The following is a 17,721-nucleotide window of genomic DNA, read 5'->3' as shown; positions in this document are numbered from 1 at the left end:
CGGAGGCGTCCGGCTCGGTCATGACCGTCCTTCGCGGCGCGAGCCGTCTCCCGGTGCCGGCCTCGCCGCCGGACCGGCCCGCCGTCGCGGGGTGTCCCCGCGTACCGAGCACAGGGGGGTGCCGCCGGGCAGGCGGTGCCGCGTCCGGGCCACCACCGCGTAGACCGGTTCGGCCGCCCAGGACACCGGGGGGACCGACAGGAGCCTCCCGAGCACGCGCCACCCGCGGGAACGCTGCCAGACGAGCAGCGCGGCGAAGGCCCGCGCGCCACCGGCCGGAGCCCTGCCCCGCTCGATCCACCACGCGGCCCTGGCCACCTGTTCCGGTGAGAGCCCGTGGTGCGCGAGGTCGAGGGTCTGCCAGGCGAAGGTCTCCGGCCAGTCCGGGAGGACGCGGCGCAGGGCGCGCAGCGCGTTCGCGCAGAATCCGCAGTCGCCGTCGTAGACCAGGAAGCGGGCGGGCGTTCCGGCGGGCGTCACGGGTGCCTCACGGAAGCCGCCGGACCGGCGTGCGCCGGAGCGGGAACGGCCGGACCGGGAACAGGAAGGGGGACGGGGGGAACGGCGACGGGGACGGGGACGACGGCCGTCGCACCCGTGATTCCGGAAGCGGCCGGCGCGGTCGCGCCCGCACGGCGGGCGAGGGCCGGCCACACCGCCCGTACGCGGTCGAGCCGGGCGGAGACCCGCGAGCGGCGGGGCAGCCGGACCGGGACGTCGACCGGGCGCAGATGGAGCACCAGGCAGGCGATCATCGCGAACATGAAACTTCCGAGGCCCATGAGCAGGCCGATCGAGATGTGGAAGGCGACCCCCGCGGCCAGCAGGTACGGCCGGACCGGCCGGCGAGCGATCATTCCGAACGCGAGCGCGAGCTCGATGGCGAGCGGCCCCCACGTCATCACGGTGACACCGATCGGGTTGACCAGGATCGGGGTGAGCCAGGGCTTGGTCCAGCCCGGCATGCCGAAGAACGGGTCGCTGAGCCAGTACCACAGTCCCGTGCCGTCGGCCCATTCCGCGTGGCTCAGTTTGGCCACCGACGCCTGGAAGTAGAGGCCCGCTACCTGCAGGCGGATCACGAAGAAGGTCGTCCAGGCGAAGAACGACCGGACCGGGCGGTCACTCACGTCGACGGGCGGGCCCCAGTGCCACCTGCGCCCGTCCAGCAGCGCGACGGGAAGCAGCAGCAGGGTGATGACCGCGCTGATCTGGTCGCCCCCGTCGGGGATGGTGGCCGAGGCCATCAGGCTGACCGTGACCCACCAGTGCCCCAGGGCGGTGAACCGCGGGCGCCAGCCGATGACCACGAGCAGCAGCAGGCCGATCGAGAGGAACCGGGCGACCTCCAGCTGGTCGCCGGGGACCACGCAGTAGATGCCAAACCGGGCGATGCCCGAGCAGTTGGGGAAGTCCGGCATTCCCTGCGCGGGGCGGAAGAGCGAGGTGCTGTGACTGAACAGGATCGTTCCCAGCGTGCCGAGCGCCATCAGGGTACGGGCCAGGCCGTACACGTTCGTCCAGGGCGACACCCGCGCGAGGCGTGCGACGGCCAGACCGGCTCTGGTCAGCATGTGACCTCCAATCGGGCGACCTTGGCGGGCATGGCCGTGCCGCTCCCGGCCCACGCCCACGGCAGCGGCTCGCGCTGGACCAGGCCGACCGAGCCGCAGTGGATGGGGTTGGGCGCGATGTTGCGTATCGTCACGGCGCTGGGGACGCGTTCGAGGCACGAGGCGACGTCGCCGCCGTCACACGACGCCCACCCGCCGGCGGGGACCGAGGTCTGCATGATGCCCAGCTCCAGGCCCTGTGCCCGGGACCGCCGGTTGAAGCCCAGCACGTTGCGCGGTTCGGAGTGCGGGCCGAGCCGCGCGTCCCGCCAGCCACCCGTGCCCGCGGTCTGCCATACGCCGATCTGCGGCTCGCGCGGCGATTTGGTGAAGAACGCCCATCCTTGCGGGGTAAGAGTGGTGATGGTCAGCCTCAGTTGCTCCTGCCCCGGAAGCGACAGGGCGTTGCTCGGCAGCTGGGTGTGCACCACGTAGAAGATCACTGATCCCCAGAAGGCGACGATGCCGGCGAGTGCCCATCCGAGGCGCCTCGCCATGGCGTTTTCGGTCAACGGAATCTCCGTGGATTCGTAGGGCCGGGTCCGGTTCCGCGCCGGGGTCCGGCGTGGAACCGTGCCCGGGAGCCGGAGATCAGGCGGCGAGCCGCTCGGCGACGAGGTCCACGAAACGCTCGCGATCGAGCCGGGCCAGGTCCTTGCTCACCAGGGACTCGGTCCAGTTCTCGATCTCGTAGACATTGGACTCGCGGACCGCGTTGGCGACCTTGTACACGTTGACGATCTCGTAGACGTTGCCGAGATAGACCATGTACACGAAGAACGCCAGGCCGGCCGCCTGGTCGACGGCCGAGGAGTCGGCCTTGAAGCCGAACCGTTCGGCCAGCACGTCGCGGGTGATGTTCTGCGCCGCCGTGAAGGCCCGGTCGATCCGGACCCGGTCACCACTGGTCATCTCCCGGCCGAACGAGGCCAGGAACGCCGGGTCCCTCCTCGAGACCGCCGCCACCACCGCCGAGGCGAACTCCTCCTGCCTGGCCGTCACCCCACCGGCCGGACGCACGATCTCCGGGAACCTCTCGGCCACCGGCCCGATCCCCAGGATCAACCCCCGGTAGACGCTCTCCCCGTCATGAACCGAAACCCCCGCCCCGGCCACGGCGACACCCACCGCACCGGCCGCCTGAACCGGCACCGCCACCGCACCGGCCACCATCCCGGCGACCGCGACCGCCAGAACCATCTTCGATACCCGCATCGAACTCCCTCCACGAACGTGAGGCGGTGCGCGAAATCCGGGCCTGAGCCCGTGGGATGGATTCCGGCCACCGTCCCCGCGGACCTTTCGCCGCTCCGGCGGAGAGTGCCACGGGCGATTTGCCGTGCGCTTGGAACGGCGCCGCCCCTCACCAGTGAACGGCTTGGAGCCCAGCCCACAGGGCCGTCCCGGACGGTACGGCCCTGTGGCACTCCCCGGCACGGCGACCATCCCGGCTACGGGATCGGGGGCGTGAGGCGCTTCCTGAGCGGGCCCGCCTACGCCTGGAGGCTCGTGCGGCATGTCACGGGTCAGACGACGGCTCGTCGAACAAGCGACCCTTCAGCCCGCTAAACAACGAACATGATGCACAAAACATCGCATTAATGAATTTTCACCAATAGTCGGCCACCCCGATTCGGGGCACCCCGGACGGGCGGCCTTCATCCGGCCGGGCCACGCGCCCCGGTACGCCGCCAATCGCCCGCCCCGCGGAAACAGCCGGACGGGTTCCCGTCGCCCGGAGAGGCCGGCCGCCCTGGACGGCGGCCGAGCGGTGATCTCGAGGAAAGACCGCGACACCAGGCCGGCACGTCGGCACACTGGGGTGCGACGAAGTCGGCCGATCGCGGCAGCACCCCGGCCACTGAACCCGATTTATGTCTTATACGAGCTTAATTCAGCACTAAACACCATTTATGGTACACAAAGCCCGGCCGCTGGAACCGGCGGAGCCCGGCTGACATCCAACCCCGTATGACTGGCGTCCATTTATCGGACGTGAGCCGTACATCCCCCAGGTTGATGACATATGAGGTGTCGTGACTATGGCGTCGAACGTGACGCGGTTATATCAGGCGGTGCTGCGCGACCCCGCCGCCCCCATCTCGATCCGGCTGCGCCGCACCTTCTCGGAGTGGGTCGAGCGGAAGGGGTTCCCGCCGCCGGGCGCGGCGCGGGCGATGGTCGAGGCCGAGGCCGGCCGGGCACGGCTCACGATGGAACGGCGCGGTGACTGCGGCCGCTACACGCTGGACGAGCCGCACGGGGAAGGGCACCTGCGGACCCGGGTGACCTACACGGAATCGGTGCCGGGCATGACCGGGTGGGTCATCGTCACCGTGGACCGGCACGAGGGGCGCGAACCGGAACGTCAGCGGCGGGAACCGTACCGGCGCGGAAGGCGCGAACCGGAGCGGCGAGAACGGCGGGAGCGGCACGAACCGGCCGTGGTGAGCGTGCCCGGTTTCCTCCCGGCGTACCTGCGCACCGCGCGCATCAGCGACGGCGGCATCCAGGTGGAGGACGGCCCGGTGGTCCTCGACGAGGAGGGCATGGACCGGTTCGTCCCCGTGATGACCGAACCCCGCCGAAGGATGCCGATCCTCGTTCTCTCCGTGGACCCCCAGAACCCGGAGGCGGCGCGGGCCCGTGCCGACTATCTGGCCGGTGCGGTCACCGGCGCGGGCCTGGTGGTACGGCTGGCCGACCTGCGCGCCCAGAACCGGTTCAACAAGGCGATGGGCAAGGAACTGGGCGTGTTCGGCGGCGGGATCCGCACCTACCTCGCCCCTTTCGACCCCGCCGAGGAACGCCACCCCCGCAGGCACCCGCCCATGGGCGCCGCCATGATCCGGGACCAGGGTGACGCCGCCCTGGACCGGATCGTCGTCGGAGCGGTCGGCGACACCGTCCATCGTGAGTTTCCCGCGGACGTCCAGCGGACGCTCCACGTCGTCTACCGGGTGCTCGCCGGACGCGCCGACCTGGGCGAGATCGCCGAGGCCGCGCGCCGGCCCGCGAAGACCGACTCCGCCCGTGAGGAGCTACGACGGCGGATGATGGCCATGACCCGGCGCCCGGCGCCCGCCCCGGCCGGCGGAACCGGCGCGGCCGGCGCGGTCTCCGCCGGGAAGCAGGGGCCGCCTCCCTCGGAGGAGGCCGCCGTCGTCACAAGGAACACGGGGAACACGGGGAACAGGGAGGGGAAGGAGGCCGGGAAGAAGGAGGAGACCGGAGAGAACGAGAGGAACGGGCAGGCCCTCTCCGGGGGCGGCGGCCCGCTCTCCGGGGTGGAGGAGATCGCCCAGGTGGTGGCGGACATGGTGGTCAAGGAACTGCGCGGTGACCTGGACACGGCGCTCGGACTCGCCACGTCGTCACAGGCCTCCGCCGGTGACCTCGCCAGGGTTCTCCGCGAGCTCCACACGCTCCGCGCGCACCTTTCCGGCCTGCGTGACATCGTCGCGGAACGGCGCGGCGAGGCCCCCCTCGCGGCCGAGGGAGGCGACCGTCCGGCCGCCGACACCGGGAGCCTTCGCGAGGAGTACCGGCTGCTCACCGAGGAGTACGCCGAGACCGTCACGAGCGCCAGGAAGCTCACCGAGCGGGTCCGCTGGCTGGAGGGCAGGCTCGCCGCGGCGGGCCAGCCGGTGTACGGCGTGCCCGAGGAGAGCCCCGTCTTCGAACCCGCGAGCCTGGTCGCGGTCCTGATCGAGGCCCGCGAGAGCCTGCGCCACATCGTCGTCGGCGACACCGACGGCGCCGCCGCCCGGCTCGACCTGGCCCACCCGGCCCACTCGCGTACGTGGGCGGCGAAGGCGTGGGACTCCCTGCGCGCCCTGGAGGACTTCGCGAGGGCGCGGTCCGGCGGGGAGTTCTCCGGCGGCTTCTACGAGTGGTGCTCCCACGGCTCCTCCGGTCGCCTCACCATCCCCACCGGGATGCTGTCCATGCGCGAGTCGAAGAGCGTGGTCACCCGCGCCAAGTTCAGCGACCGCCGGACCTTCGCCGTCCCGCCCGAGGTGAACCCGGGCGGGCAGGTCCTGATGGAGTCCCACGTCAAGCTCCGGCCCGTCGGCTACCCCGCGCCCCGGATGTACTTCCACGACGACTCCGGCGGCGCCACCGGCAAGATCTGGATCGGCTATCTGGGAGAACACCTCCCCAACACCCGTACGAACTGATCGGTGGTATCGAGGATCCGCGCGGCCTTGGGTCCCCTGTCGCCTGATTTGCGGAGTCGTCGATCTTCCCGCCAAGCTGTGGGACTACACCAGGGCACGGAGGTGGGAAGTGCGGATCGAGCGTCACCAGGTGGGTGAAGACGTGGTCGCGGCGGCCCGCGAGGATTTCCCGAACAGGATCGGCGGGATGGTCCACTCCATGTCGAAAGCCGGGCCGGTGACCGATGAGGAATGGTCGCTGATCTCGCACGAGTTCCTGGACTATCTCGGAGCGCTCTCGGTCGAGACGCCCGATCTCGACACTCCTGAGGCCAAGGCGGCTCTGGACGACGCCACCGAGGCCGCCGCGGGCGCCGTGGCCTACGCCGCGTACTACCCGATCGCCCCCTTCCAGGTCTTTCTCAACTACGCCAACTTCGGAATCAGCTACGAGCGCGAACCCGAGGGCCGCCGGACGTCCATCACCGCGGACGAGTGGCTCGACGCGTTCTGCCTGGCGGTCCTGGCGGACAAGGCCCAATGGCATGGAGAGGCGTTCCACTTCGCCCGCCAGGCTCCTCAGCGGGGCGGGGCCGGGCGTCCGGCCGTCGAGCTCATCAACGGCTTGATGGCGTACGTCATCGGCGATACCGGGGACGACGAGGCGGACTTTCCGCCGTCCGGGGAGCAGCGGCTGACCGCGATCGACGCGGCGCTGGGCCGGGTGCGCACCCTGGCCGGCGAGCTCGGCGCAAGCCTCGTCGATCACCCGCACGGCATCGCGCTCCGCGCGTTGCGTGCCTTGAGCGCCGAGGACCCGGAGACCTTCCGCGCGGAACTGGTCAACCTGCTCCTCTCCCACAGCACCAGGCCCCATCGCGCCAGGCCCCGTACTCTGCTTCCTCTCCTCCCGCTCGCTCTCGCCGCTCTCGCCCACCACCGGCACGGCTGGCCGCCGATGATCGAAACCGGCTATCTCCCGCGCGCGCTGGTGACCGGATTCGAGACCCGGGGGCCACGGGTGCAGGAGTACGGCCGTAACCGGCGTTCGGACGCGGTCGCCGAACTGGTCGCCGGACCCGTGACAGTGCGGCGGCCCGAGAGTCCGCGGCCCATCGATCCGGAGAGCGAGGCCCTGTTCGAGCAGTACACCCGGGAAGCCATCACACCGGCGGCCGGAGACCCCCTGCGGCCCTGGCAACTGGGGCACGCGATGGGACACCAGAGGCGTCTCTTCCAAGCACGTGCCTCGCTGTCGGCCGACGTCACAGACCCGCAGCGGAAGAATCTGCGCCTTGCCTCCCGACTCGGCGCCGCGTTGTTCCGCGCCGCCCTCGCCGAGCCGGGCACCGACGTTGAGATGACGGTCGACGACCGCACTCTCACCGTGCCCGCCCACGACGATGCCGAGCCCGGCCTCTGGGACGCCGCCATGAACTTCGCCCTGATCACCGGTGATCGTGAGGACCTGGCCCCCGTCGTCCTGGCCGGCGCCGCCGTCCTCCGCGACGACGCCTCCGCCTTCGCCTCCTACCGCCGCGCTCTCCACGACTACCTGCGCGGCGTCGAGCCGAAACCCGCCACCGACCGCGCGCTGCTCGATTGCCGGAAGGCGAAGAACTGGGGCTTCCTCCCACCACCGGCGGTGCTGTTCTCCCAGTTGGTCGAAGGCGACGAGGAAAGCTTCAACCTGGCCCTCCTCGACGCCCTCGAGGCACACCGTGATCACTACAGCGTCGCCACCCGCGCGGACGATCTCGAAGCCGCGATCAACCTCGACATCCTGGCGCTGGCCTGCCATGCCCGCCGCCGGGGCTGGACCGTCCGAGTCACCTCCCCTTACCTGCCGGCCGGTGTCCTTCGAGGCGTATGAGCCGATCTCAGGACGCGATCGGCAGGCGGTGCCACCCGCCACCTCGCGGCCGCGTCGGCACCGGCGGGACCACTCGCTCGAACGACTCCCACGACTCATCGGGCACCAGCCGTTGAGGGAACGCGTCCGCGATCGCTTCAACGATCGATCCGCGGACGAGTCATGCTCCTGATCGCCGGAGGCCCGCGCCGCGCGATTCCGTGAACCTTCTCCCCGCGTCGTCGCAGCCCGGTGACGACACCCTGGCCGGCGAGCCCGTCAGCGGTCGGAGAGCCCTTGGAGGATCGCGCGGACCTTTCCGGCGTTGTGGTGGTACGGGCCGTATCTGCGTTCGAGGTCCGGCAGCAGCTCGCCGAGCAGCCGTTTGGCCCGCCCCTTGTTGCCCGCGTCGAGTTCCACCATCCCGATCTGGCGCCGGATCTCCAGGATCCGTTCCTCTCCCGCGCCGAACCGCCTCTCGTCGGCCAGCAGCCGCCGGAGCTGGGTCAGGGCGAGGTTCGTCTCCCCGATCGCCGCGTGGCACCCCGCCTCCATCAACCGGCACCGCAGGGCGAGGTTGTTGCCCGGCCCCTCCACCCTGGCGACGTCGGCCGCGAGCCGCTGGAACTCGGGCGCCGCCCGGCGGTAGTCACCGCCCAGGAAGAGGGCCTCGGCGAGCTCGATCCGCAGGTCGACCACGGCGGAGCTCGTCGAGCCGAAGGAGCCCGCGGCGGGCCCGACCACCTCGGCCAGGAGGTCCGCCGCCTGGCCGAAACGGGCTTCCGCCTTGAGAAGATCGGCCTCCTTGCGAGCGCGCTCGATGTCGGCCCGCTCGATCTGCACCAGTCCCGTGGCACGCCTGATCCGCGCCGGCCGTACCGGATGGGAGGGCCGCCGGTCGTCGGCCCGCGTGGAGGAGATCCGTCCGAGGACGGTGGCGTACATGCGCACCGAGTGGGACGCGTCCAGGTCGACGTAGCCGGTGAAGGGCGGCAGCTCGCGGCAGAAGTCGAGCAGCCGCTCGTAGACGACGTCCGCGCTCGCCGGCCGCTCCTCGGGTGTCTTCGCGAGCAGCCGCAGGACGAGCCGTTCCAGCCCCTCGGGGACGTCCTGCCGTCTCGCGCGCAACGGCCGGGGGGCGGCGTCGGTGTGGTTGCGCATCGAGGCCAGCGGGGTGGGCGCGGCGAACTGGTTGTTCCCGGCGAGCATCTCGTCCAGGATCACGCCGAGGGAGTAGAGGTCGCTCCGTGGTCCCGCGGTCCCGGCCATGGCCTGCTCCGGCGCCATGTAGGCCGGGGTGCCGAGCACCTCGCCCGTCCTCGTGAGGTTCGTCGTGTCCGTGGGGGCGAGCGCGGCGGCGATGCCGAAGTCGAGGACCTTGACCGTGCCGTCGGGGCAGAGCATCAGGTTGCCCGGTTTGAGGTCGCGGTGGACCAGAGAGTTGGCGTGGGCCACGGCCAGGACCGAGCACACCTGGGCGGCGATCGCCGCGGCCCAGGCCACGGGCACCTCCGTCTCGTCGAGCAGCGTCGCGACGGAACACCCCCTGACGAGTTGCATGACCATGTAGAGGTCGTCACCGTGCGGCCCGCAGTCGTAGATGGTCGGCACTCCGGGGTGTTCCAGCCGGGCGGTGATCCGCGACTCGCGTACGAAACGCCTGACCAGTTCCTCGTCCCGGCGACCATCGGGAAACCTGTCGGCTTTGATGAATTTGATGGCGATCTGCCGATCCAGGCGTTTGTCGTAGCCGAACCAGACCTCTCCCATTCCGCCGGAGCGACGCGACGTGGGATCCAACTCGTATCGGCCACCGATGATCGTTCCTCTGCCCAAAACGATCCGCCCTCCAGAAACGCCCCGTCTTCCCCAGGAAAATGTAGCGCTCCCGGAGTCCCGTCGTCGTGGACGAAGGTTTCTCCAGGTCACCGCCCCGCGATCGGATCGGTTCGCGCCGGGCGAGGTCGTCGAATGCGTCACGTGTCCGCGACCCGGCTTTTCCCACGCGCACGTGGTACCGGTCAATTCCCGTGTCACTTCCGGAAGCAGGGCTGAAGCGTTCTCATGTTGTGAGACCGAGTAGCTGGAACACGTCCTCCGGGTGGCTGCGGTAGTGGTCGGTGGCGGCGATGTCGGTCCAGCCGATCGGACGGGCCAGGCCGATGGCCGGGTTGCGCGGGCTCGCCACGATCGGGGGCGCGGCGCCGATCCGCGCCCGCGAGGCGTCCTCGCGGTAGGTGACATCGCCTCCTTCGATGTCTCGACGAACACGCTGCCGTCCAGCGGTCGGCGCAGGTTCTCGTACACCGGGATCGAGGAACGGCCCGGCGGCGCACCGCCGCCGGGCTTGATGACGCTGAGCTGGTCCGGGGCCGGCACGGACGGTGGCCAAGGCCGGTCCGCCGCAGCCGGTGGGCCGCCTCGGACCGGCGTGCGTGGTGTCCGGTCTCAGCCGATCTCGACCGAGCCGGTGTCGCAGACGGCCGAGCCGTTGGCGTCACCGTCGCGGGGGCGGGAGACGCCTCGCTGGTCGGTCGCGGGGCAGTTGAACAGCGCGCCGGAGGTACCCGAGTCGGCGAAGTCCACGGCCGGGCTGCCGCTGAGCGGCGGCCGGTTCGTGGTCGTCCCGCCGTTCTGCGCCATGGCGCCCACCCGCGGGTCGAGCGGGGCGGCGGGATCCCGGCTGACCCGGTCGAAGTTCAGGCTCTCGCCCCAGAACGTGTCGCGGACGACACACGTTCCGGTGAGGAGCCCGATCACGTTGTTGCGGAACGAGGTGAACCGGAAGGCGTCAAGACTGTGGCAGTCAGGAGTGAAGGAGGCATCGAAGTGGGAGCGGTTGTCGGTGTTCCCCGCCAGAATCGTTCCGCCCATGTTGACCTGACCGCCGGCGTTGGCGATCCCGCCGCCCAACTTCTCGTCGTCGGCCCCGGACACGTTGGCCTGGTTGCCCACGATCGTCGAGAACCCGATGTTGAGTGTGCCCTTCGGTCCGGTGCCGTAACCCCGGTTGAGGATTCCCCCGCCGCTGTTGCGCGCGGTATTGCCGGTGATGGTGCTGTTGCTGATCGTCATCTGACCGAAATTGTTGGTGATACCGCCGCCGCGCAACGAGAAATTGTTGCTGATCGTACTGCGGTCGATGGTGACCGAGCCGGTGCTGAAGTTGTGGATGCCGCCGCCCTCGGCGGTCACGCCTCGACCACCGAAGCTGGACAGGTTGCGGTTGTTGTCGACGGTACTCTCGAGCAGGTTCAGTCGCCCCGCGTTGGCGATGCCGCTGCCCTGCTCTGTCGTGACATTGTCACGCACGGTCACTCGCGTCAGCGACACCGATCCGGCCCGGATCAGCAGGCCGCCGCCGCTGCCGAAGCTGGAATGCTCCTCCTCGCCGCCGTTGGTCACCGTCAGGTTGCGGATGTCGACGACGGCCGACACGTTGTCGACCTCGAACACGCTGCTGAACCGACCACCGTTGACGGTGGACCCGGTTCCGCTGGGCGTGGCCCCCCCGAGGATCGTCACGCTGTCGGTGATGTCCAGGTCCCGGGAGCTCGGGCGGCCGGCCGGCTCCGCGGGGTCGACGGTGGCGGCCGACTGCTGCACTCCACCGGCGAAACCCAGCCGGTAGGTGCCGCCCTGCAAATGGATCGTGTCCGCGCCCGCGGTCGCGTTGGCCTGCTGGATCGCCGCCCGCAGGGAGCAGTTTCCGGCTGAGGTCAGGCAGACGTTGTCAGCGAGGTTGGTGTCACGACGGTCGTCGAAGCTGTTGACGTTGAAGGTGACCGCGGCCTGGGCCGGGAGCGCGAGGACGGTCGCCTCGAGCGTGACGCCCACGACGGCGACGACAGACGCCACCAGCAGCACGCCGAGCCGCCGGGGACCTGTGATGACGGTGCCCCTCATCGCCTTCCCTTTCGTCGCGAGAACGCGCGATCCTTCCAGCGCCGGAATGCCGAGGAGCGCAGAACCTCTCGGCTCGTCCGCTCAGGATCGGCGCCGAACCACTGCCGCACGAACGGGCCATGCAAACGGAGGTGGAGTTGCCCCGTTTTGATGGACACATCAGGGCTTTCGGCTGCACGACAGCGCAGTCGTCTTCGTGAATGGGCCTGAGGACTTGGTGTCGCCGATATTCGGCGGGGCTGAGCTGTCCGTTCGCGGAATGGCGGCGTCGTGGATTGTAGGACCATGTCCTGCACCGTCATCTCGTTTCCTTCTCCCGATCGGGAACCGACTCTTGCGTCCCCAGCATCGGTAACCGGTGGCCTGTGCAGGTAGAGCAGTCATTACTCATTCAGCCGGCCCGGCACTACTTACGCTACTCATTCGATCTCTGACCTTTGATGCCGTCCGCCTGTTCTCTGTGATCTCTGCTGTGTGGTCCTGGCCGCTCACTCCTTCGTGTTCTTCGGCCTTGGTTCTCCGCGTCCTCTGCGACATGCACGACGATCCGGGTTGTGGCCGGCTGTGCGGCCTCCGGCGAGGCGGGGCCGTCCTCGGACCGGCGATACGCCACAGGCGATCTACGACAGAATGTCGTTCGTGGAAGCCCGCATCGCGATAGCACCCTCCGCGGAGGCGAGGACGTCCCCCGGGCAGCCCGACTCCGCCGATGTCGATCTCGACCGGCTACGGCTCGGGATCGAGGAGGCCGTGTCCCGCGGCGGCGGGGCCAACGTCCCGCTCGCCGACGCCGACGGCCTGGTGTGGCTCGTTCCCGGCGAGCCGGAGCTGCTCGTGGCGACGCTGGACGCCCACCCCCGGATCGGGTGGGTGCAGTTCCCCTGGGCGGGAGTGGAGAGGTTCGCGTCATCAGGGGTGTTCGACCGCCCCGTGGTCTTCAGCTGCGCCAAGGGGTCGTTCGCCGGGCAGGTCGCCGAGCACGCGCTGATGCTGACGCTGGCCTGTCTGCGCGGCCTCTCCCGCCAGGCGCGGACGCCCGGCTGGTGTCCGGTGGAGCCCCGGTCGCTGCACGGCCGGCGGGTGACGATCCTCGGCGGCGGCGGCATAGCCACCGAGCTCGTCCGCCTCCTGCGGCCGTTCGGGTGCCGGATCCGGGTGATCCGTCGCCACCCCGGGAAGGCCGAGGGCGCCGACGAGACACCGGAGACGCCGGAGACGCCGGAGACACCGGAGACGCTGCCGCCCTCGGCCCTGCCCGCCGTGCTTCCCGAGACCGACATCCTGGTGCTGGCTCTCGCCCTGACGCCGGAGACGAGGCATGTCGTCGGCGCCGCCCAGCTGGCGCTGCTGCCGCCACACGCCGTCGTCGTCAACGTCGCCCGCGGCGCGCACATCGACACCGGCGCGCTCGTCGAGGCCCTCGGCGCGGGAACGATCTCCGCCGCCGGCCTGGACGTGACGGATCCCGAGCCGCTCCCCGACGGGCACCCCCTGTGGGCCGACCCACGGGTGCTCATCACCTCGCACTCCGCCGACTCCGCCGAGTACGTCGCGCGGATGCTCTGCGAGCGGGTCGAGCGCAACGTGGGCAACCTGCGCGCGGGCCGCCCGCTGGAGGGAGTGATCGACCCCGCCACGGGATACTGACCGCCGCCCACACCTCCTCCGACCTGTGGGCGACGGGCGTGACGCCGCACGAGGCGGCGGAGGGGCCCAGGCCGTTCGACCAGCCGCCCGCGCCCGCCCGGTACGCGGACCGGCTCCTTCCCGTGATCGAGGGCCTGCTCAGGAAGGATCCGCCGGGCGGCTGACGGCCCCGCAGGCCACGGCGCTGCTCACGCCGATGCGCCCCGGGTCCGGAGGGTGAGGCACGTGATTGCCGTCACCAGCGCGAAACGCCTGCTCAGCCGCCCGCGCCGATCACCCGCGTGGCGGCGAGGTAGGCCGCGAGCAGGCTCTCGGCGACCGCCGTCACGGTCTCGTCTCCGGGCAGGAAGTACGGGCTGTGCAGTCCCGACGCCGTGTCGGTGCCCACGAACAGCATCAGCGACGGCACGACCGACGCGAAGTGGGCGAAGTCGTCGGCACCGCAGGAGCGCAGCGTGGCGGGCATGTGGTGGGCGACGTCGACGAGGATGCAGCCGGTCTCCTCGGCGAGGCGGGCGTCGTTGACGAGCACCGGCTCCCCGTTCGTGATCCGCACCTCCGCCTCGCAGCCGTGGACGCGGGCGACGCCCTCGGCGACCTCGCGGAAGCGGTGGTGCAGCTGGTGGCGCCACGACTCCGACATCGTGCGGAGGGTGCCCCGGGCGGAGGCCTGCCCCGGGATCGCGTTGGGGGCGCTGCCCGCCGACACGGTCCCGAAGGTGACCACGGTCGGCGTCATCGGGTCGGCGTCGCGGCTGACGAGCTGCTGCGCGGCCACGATGATCTGGGCGAGCGCCAGGACCGAGTCGCGGGACAGGTGGGGGTAGGCCGCGTGCCCGCCCTGTCCCCGGACGGTGACGGTGAACTCGTCGGAGGAGGCGTTGACCGCGCCGGGTGTGCAGGCCGTCTCGCCGGCGCCGAGCACCGGCTGGACGTGTGCCGCGATCATCGCGCCGACCCGGTTCCTGCGGAGCGCGCCGGAGGCGACGATGTCGCGAGCACCGGAGGGGTGGGTCTCCTCGCGCGGCTGCAGCACCGCGACCATCGGCGCCGGCGCCCGTACCCGGTCGACCGCCCTGGTCAGCGCCACCAGCGCCGCGAGGTGCACGTCGTGGCCGCAGGCGTGCATGGAGCCGTTGCGCGAGGCCCAGGGCACGTCCGTCTCCTCCCGGATCGGCAGGGCGTCCAGCTCCCCGCGCACCCCGACGGCCAGGCCCTCGCCGCCGACGCGAAGGAGCGCGCCGGTCCCGGCCACCCGCTCCGTCGCGTCACCCTCGGGCAGCGCGTCCAGCACGCGCTTGAGCGTGGGCTCCTCCTTTCCCGACACGCACGGCTCGGCGTGCAGTTCCCGCCGCAGCTGGAAGGCCGCGGGCAGCTCGGCGTGCAGAGCGGCGCGGAGCCGCTCGTGGATCTCGTTCATCGCCGCCCCCCGAGCAGGCGGGCGTCGCGGTTGCCCCTCACGCGTCCTCCTCGGCGGGTGCGGCGAGTGTGCGGACGTGAGTGCCGATCATGGATCTCCCTCTGGCTGTGCGTGGTGCCGTTCCGGTGGTACGTGGGTGACATGGGCGCCGTTCTCGTCGTACGTGATGGTCGTTCTCGTCGCCGGCCTCGGGGCCGGTCACCCGGTCTCTCCGAGGCCGTAGACGCGGCGGGCGTTCCGAGCGCCGATCATGGTGGCGACCCGGATCGCCTGCGGCTCGCTCCACTCGCCGTCCGCGACGAACCCCCCGAGGACCCGGGCCGTCGCGCGGCGCCAGAGCAGGGCGCCCAGGTGGTGGAGCTCCGCGGGGCCCCAGGCGTCCGAGGAGAAGAGGATCTTGGCGAACGGCGCCAGCTCCAGGCTCTCGGCCACCACGGCCACGCTGCGCGCCCCGGTGTGGTTCACCCCCAGCCCGACGTCGAGGTAGACGTGCGGGTAGGCCTGGGCGAGGTAACCGGCGTTGCGGTGGTACGGGTAACAGTGCAGCAGGAGCAGGGGGACGCCCCTGGGCTCGGCGAGCTCGACGAGGCCGCGCAGCAGCAGGGGGTCGGAACGGCGCAGGTCGAGGTCGGGGTCGCCGTATCCGACGTGGAACTGGAGCGGCAGCCCGCGCTCGATGCCCGCCCAGATGAGGTGGCGCAGCAGCACCGGGTCGTCGACGCGGATCGTCCCGGTCCGCTCGGACTCGCGCAGCCAGCGTCCGGCCGCCGCCGTCACCTCGGCCGGGGCGGGCGGGGCGGGGTCGAGGTCGAGCCCGTACCGGTAGGCGGCGACGCTCTTCAGGCCGCGCGCCGTACGGCTGCGCTCCCACAGGGCCGCCTCGAAGCTGGCGGCGAACCCGGCGGCGTCGGTCCCCTCGGCGACGACTCCCTCGGCGACCGACTCCAGGCGGACGATCTCCTCGACGGGCCGCCCCGTGAGGGCCGCCATCGGCGCCGGGCCGAGGATCTCCTCTCCCCCGTAGCCGGTCTCCAGGAGGAAGTGACCGACCCCGGCAGCGGCCAGCAGGCGCCGGTTCGCCTCCCCGGCCCCGAGCTCGGCGCGGCGGGCGAGGTAGGTCTCCGGGTCCGGGTGCGGGTCGAGACCGAGGACGGGCGCGCAGTGCCGCAGGACGGCGAAACCGAGCTGCGAGTCGAACTGGGTCATCCAGCCGGGCACCGGCCGGTCGGACTCGGTGATCAGCTCCTCGAACCGCCTCCGCGGCAGGTCGCCGTCCAGGGCGCCGTGGACGTGATGATCCACCAGCGGTATCGCCTCGATCGCACGCTCCAGGGTCCCGGCCCCCGCCGTCACGGCCGCGCGCTCCGGAATTCCGGCCTCCCCCGCCCAGGCCGAGTGTTCCGGGGGCCCGCCCCCCGGCGTCCCGTCCGCGCCTTCAGCGGACCCGGCCCTCACCGGAGAGTCCATGGGTGCCGGGGTCATGGTGGAACGCTCCTCGAGTGTGCGGTGTCGCTGGGATACGAGGTGCCCATGAAAAGGGGATGTCATGCCCCGATGTCCCATCCGGCTCACCCGCCGATCGGACGCTCCACCCCGCCCGCCGCCTCATCGGGCGTCCCGTCTGCCGCCGTACCCGCCGTACCCGCTGTGCTTGCCGCGCCCCTCGCCCGGATGCCGTACGCGAGGGTGAGGGCGACGACGGCGAGCGGGAAGGCGGTGGCGACGAGGATGCCGGTGCGCAGGCCGGAGCCGCCGTCGCCGGGGAGCGCGGCCGACAGGGTGGACAGGAACCCGCTCGCGGTGGCGGAGGCGTCCGCGGCGGCCCCGGCGATCCAGGGGCCGGCCGCGCCCCCGGCGTCACCGAAGACGGCCAGCACGCCGAACATGGCCGCGCCGCCGAGGGGGAAGCGGGCCGCGGCGAGGCTGAAGGTCCCCGGCCACAGGAGGCTGACGGCCAGGCCGCACACCGCGCAGCCGACGAGGCTGACCACCGGGTCGGAGGACAGGCAGACGACGAGGTAGCAGACGGTCGCCAGCGCGCCGCACGAGGCCATCGCGGGTACCAGCGGGATCCGCTCGCCCCACAGGCCGTAGACGATGCGGCCGATCCCCATCAGGACCGCGAACAGGCACGGGCCCGCCAGGTCGCCCCACACCTTGGAGACGCCCAGCCCCTCCTCCGCGAAGAGGGAGGACCACTGCGACATGGTCAGCTCGGCCGCGCCCGCGCAGAGCATCAGCACGACGACGGCGGCGAAGGCGGGGGCCCCGAAGAGCGCCCGCAGGGAGGTACGGTGCTCGTCCGGCACGGTCGCGGGCAGCGGCACCCTCAGGAACGCCACCATGTTGACCAGCGGGACGAGCGCCCAGGCGACCGGCAGGACCTGCCAGGCGTCCTGGCCGATCCAGGCCAGCAGCAGCGTGCTGCCCGCCACCACCGCGACCTGCCCCCAGCAGTAGAAGGAGTGCAGCAGGCTCATCGCCGCGGCCTTGCCCTCCTGCGGGCTGGGCAGCGCGTCCACGACGGGGCTGACGAGCACCTCCAGCAGGCCGCCGCCGACGGCGTAGACGACGATCGCGACGCACAGTCCCAGGTACGGGGAGGGCGACACCGCCGGGGCCACCGCCAGCAGCACCAGCCCCAGCGCCGACAGGATGTGAGCCAGCACCAGCGGGACGCGGTAACCGGTCCGGTCCACGAACCGCACGGCCACGATGTCGGTGACCAGCTGGGTGGCGAAGTTGAGCAGCACCAGGCGCCCGAGCATCTCCAAAGGCAGCTGGTAGCGGGTCTGGAACACGATGAACAGCAGGGGGGCCAGGTTGTTGACGATGGCCTGGGTGACATATCCGGTGTAGCAGGCGCGGCGGGTGTGGTCGTACGTCATGGGCGATGCGTTTCTCTCCATGAGGGGTGGCCGTCCCGCACACTACGGGGCCGGACGGCACGGCGGCACACCCACCCCCGGCGGCGATCACCACCGGGTCACCGCGACACCGTGACGCCGTGACACCGGATGCCGGGGAGCCCGCTTCCGGCGGACGTGACCGCTCAGGCCCTTTCCGGCCTCCCGGCGCCCTCCCTTTTCAGGCGCTGCCGCCCTTCCGGCGCTTCCCCTTTTC

At 71.4% G+C, this 17,721-nt stretch carries 14 protein-coding genes; 4 read left to right on the top strand and 10 right to left on the bottom strand.

Features of this window, described 5'->3' with window-relative positions; genetic code table 11:
- Window positions 1-18 precede the first annotated feature (18 nt).
- From ACVCAG_RS05065 to ACVCAG_RS05050, 4 genes are all read right to left on the bottom strand, one after another.
- Window positions 19-480 (bottom strand): thiol-disulfide oxidoreductase DCC family protein, encoded by a 462-nt coding sequence (locus ACVCAG_RS05065; protein WP_447189521.1) that lies wholly within the window; start codon window positions 478-480, stop codon window positions 19-21.
- Window positions 477-1,574, bottom strand: coding sequence for a sporulation-delaying protein SdpB family protein (locus ACVCAG_RS05060; protein WP_447189520.1), 1,098 nt, complete (start codon window positions 1,572-1,574; stop codon window positions 477-479). The genes ACVCAG_RS05065 and ACVCAG_RS05060 overlap by 4 nt, the downstream gene beginning before the upstream one ends.
- Window positions 1,568-2,125 (bottom strand): SdpA family antimicrobial peptide system protein, encoded by a 558-nt coding sequence (locus ACVCAG_RS05055; RefSeq protein ID WP_447189519.1) that lies wholly within the window; start codon window positions 2,123-2,125, stop codon window positions 1,568-1,570. Before ACVCAG_RS05055 ends, ACVCAG_RS05060 begins: the two co-directional genes overlap by 7 nt.
- Window positions 2,126-2,204: 79 nt before the next feature.
- Complete coding sequence (locus ACVCAG_RS05050) at window positions 2,205-2,828, bottom strand: hypothetical protein (protein WP_440081637.1); 624 nt, start codon at window positions 2,826-2,828, stop codon at window positions 2,205-2,207.
- Between the two features lie 839 nt (window positions 2,829-3,667).
- Here ACVCAG_RS05050 and ACVCAG_RS05045 point away from each other — a divergent pair.
- Window positions 3,668-5,794: a hypothetical protein gene (locus tag ACVCAG_RS05045; RefSeq protein ID WP_447189518.1), complete on the top strand. Its 2,127-nt coding sequence runs from the start codon at window positions 3,668-3,670 to the stop codon at window positions 5,792-5,794.
- A 109-nt stretch (window positions 5,795-5,903) separates the two neighbouring features.
- Window positions 5,904-7,646, top strand: a complete 1,743-nt coding sequence (locus tag ACVCAG_RS05040) for an Imm49 family immunity protein (RefSeq protein WP_447189517.1) — start codon at window positions 5,904-5,906, stop codon at window positions 7,644-7,646.
- A 258-nt stretch (window positions 7,647-7,904) separates the two neighbouring features.
- Here ACVCAG_RS05040 and ACVCAG_RS05035 read toward each other — a convergent pair whose 3' ends face one another.
- From ACVCAG_RS05035 to ACVCAG_RS05025, 3 genes are all read right to left on the bottom strand, one after another.
- Window positions 7,905-9,395 (bottom strand): protein kinase domain-containing protein, encoded by a 1,491-nt coding sequence (locus ACVCAG_RS05035; RefSeq protein WP_440081641.1) that lies wholly within the window; start codon window positions 9,393-9,395, stop codon window positions 7,905-7,907.
- Between the two features lie 292 nt (window positions 9,396-9,687).
- On the bottom strand, window positions 9,688-9,813 hold the full coding sequence (locus ACVCAG_RS05030; RefSeq protein ID WP_440081642.1) for a hypothetical protein: 126 nt from the start codon (window positions 9,811-9,813) through the stop codon (window positions 9,688-9,690).
- 260 nt (window positions 9,814-10,073) lie between these two features.
- Window positions 10,074-11,531, bottom strand: coding sequence for a choice-of-anchor Q domain-containing protein (locus tag ACVCAG_RS05025; RefSeq protein ID WP_440081643.1), 1,458 nt, complete (start codon window positions 11,529-11,531; stop codon window positions 10,074-10,076).
- A gap of 639 nt (window positions 11,532-12,170) precedes the next feature.
- On the opposite strand from ACVCAG_RS05025, the gene ACVCAG_RS05020 reads away from it, so the two are divergent.
- Window positions 12,171-13,178, top strand: coding sequence for a D-isomer specific 2-hydroxyacid dehydrogenase family protein (locus ACVCAG_RS05020; protein ID WP_440081644.1), 1,008 nt, complete (start codon window positions 12,171-12,173; stop codon window positions 13,176-13,178).
- A gap of 38 nt (window positions 13,179-13,216) precedes the next feature.
- On the top strand, window positions 13,217-13,342 hold the full coding sequence (locus tag ACVCAG_RS05015) for a hypothetical protein (protein ID WP_440081645.1): 126 nt from the start codon (window positions 13,217-13,219) through the stop codon (window positions 13,340-13,342).
- Between the two features lie 92 nt (window positions 13,343-13,434).
- Here the strand turns inward: ACVCAG_RS05015 and ACVCAG_RS05010 are convergent, their stop codons facing one another.
- From ACVCAG_RS05010 to ACVCAG_RS05000, 3 genes are all read right to left on the bottom strand, one after another.
- Complete coding sequence (locus ACVCAG_RS05010; RefSeq protein ID WP_440081646.1) at window positions 13,435-14,598, bottom strand: amidohydrolase; 1,164 nt, start codon at window positions 14,596-14,598, stop codon at window positions 13,435-13,437.
- Window positions 14,599-14,796: 198 nt separating this feature from the next.
- Entirely contained in the window at window positions 14,797-16,080 is a 1,284-nt protein-coding gene (locus tag ACVCAG_RS05005; RefSeq protein ID WP_440081647.1) for an amidohydrolase family protein, read from the bottom strand.
- Window positions 16,081-16,166: 86 nt separating this feature from the next.
- Complete coding sequence (locus ACVCAG_RS05000; RefSeq protein WP_440081648.1) at window positions 16,167-17,486, bottom strand: MFS transporter; 1,320 nt, start codon at window positions 17,484-17,486, stop codon at window positions 16,167-16,169.
- Window positions 17,487-17,721 lie beyond the last annotated feature (235 nt).

The organism is Streptosporangium sp. G12, from assembly GCF_052983175.1.
This window is presented reverse-complemented; position numbering and strand designations above follow the sequence as displayed.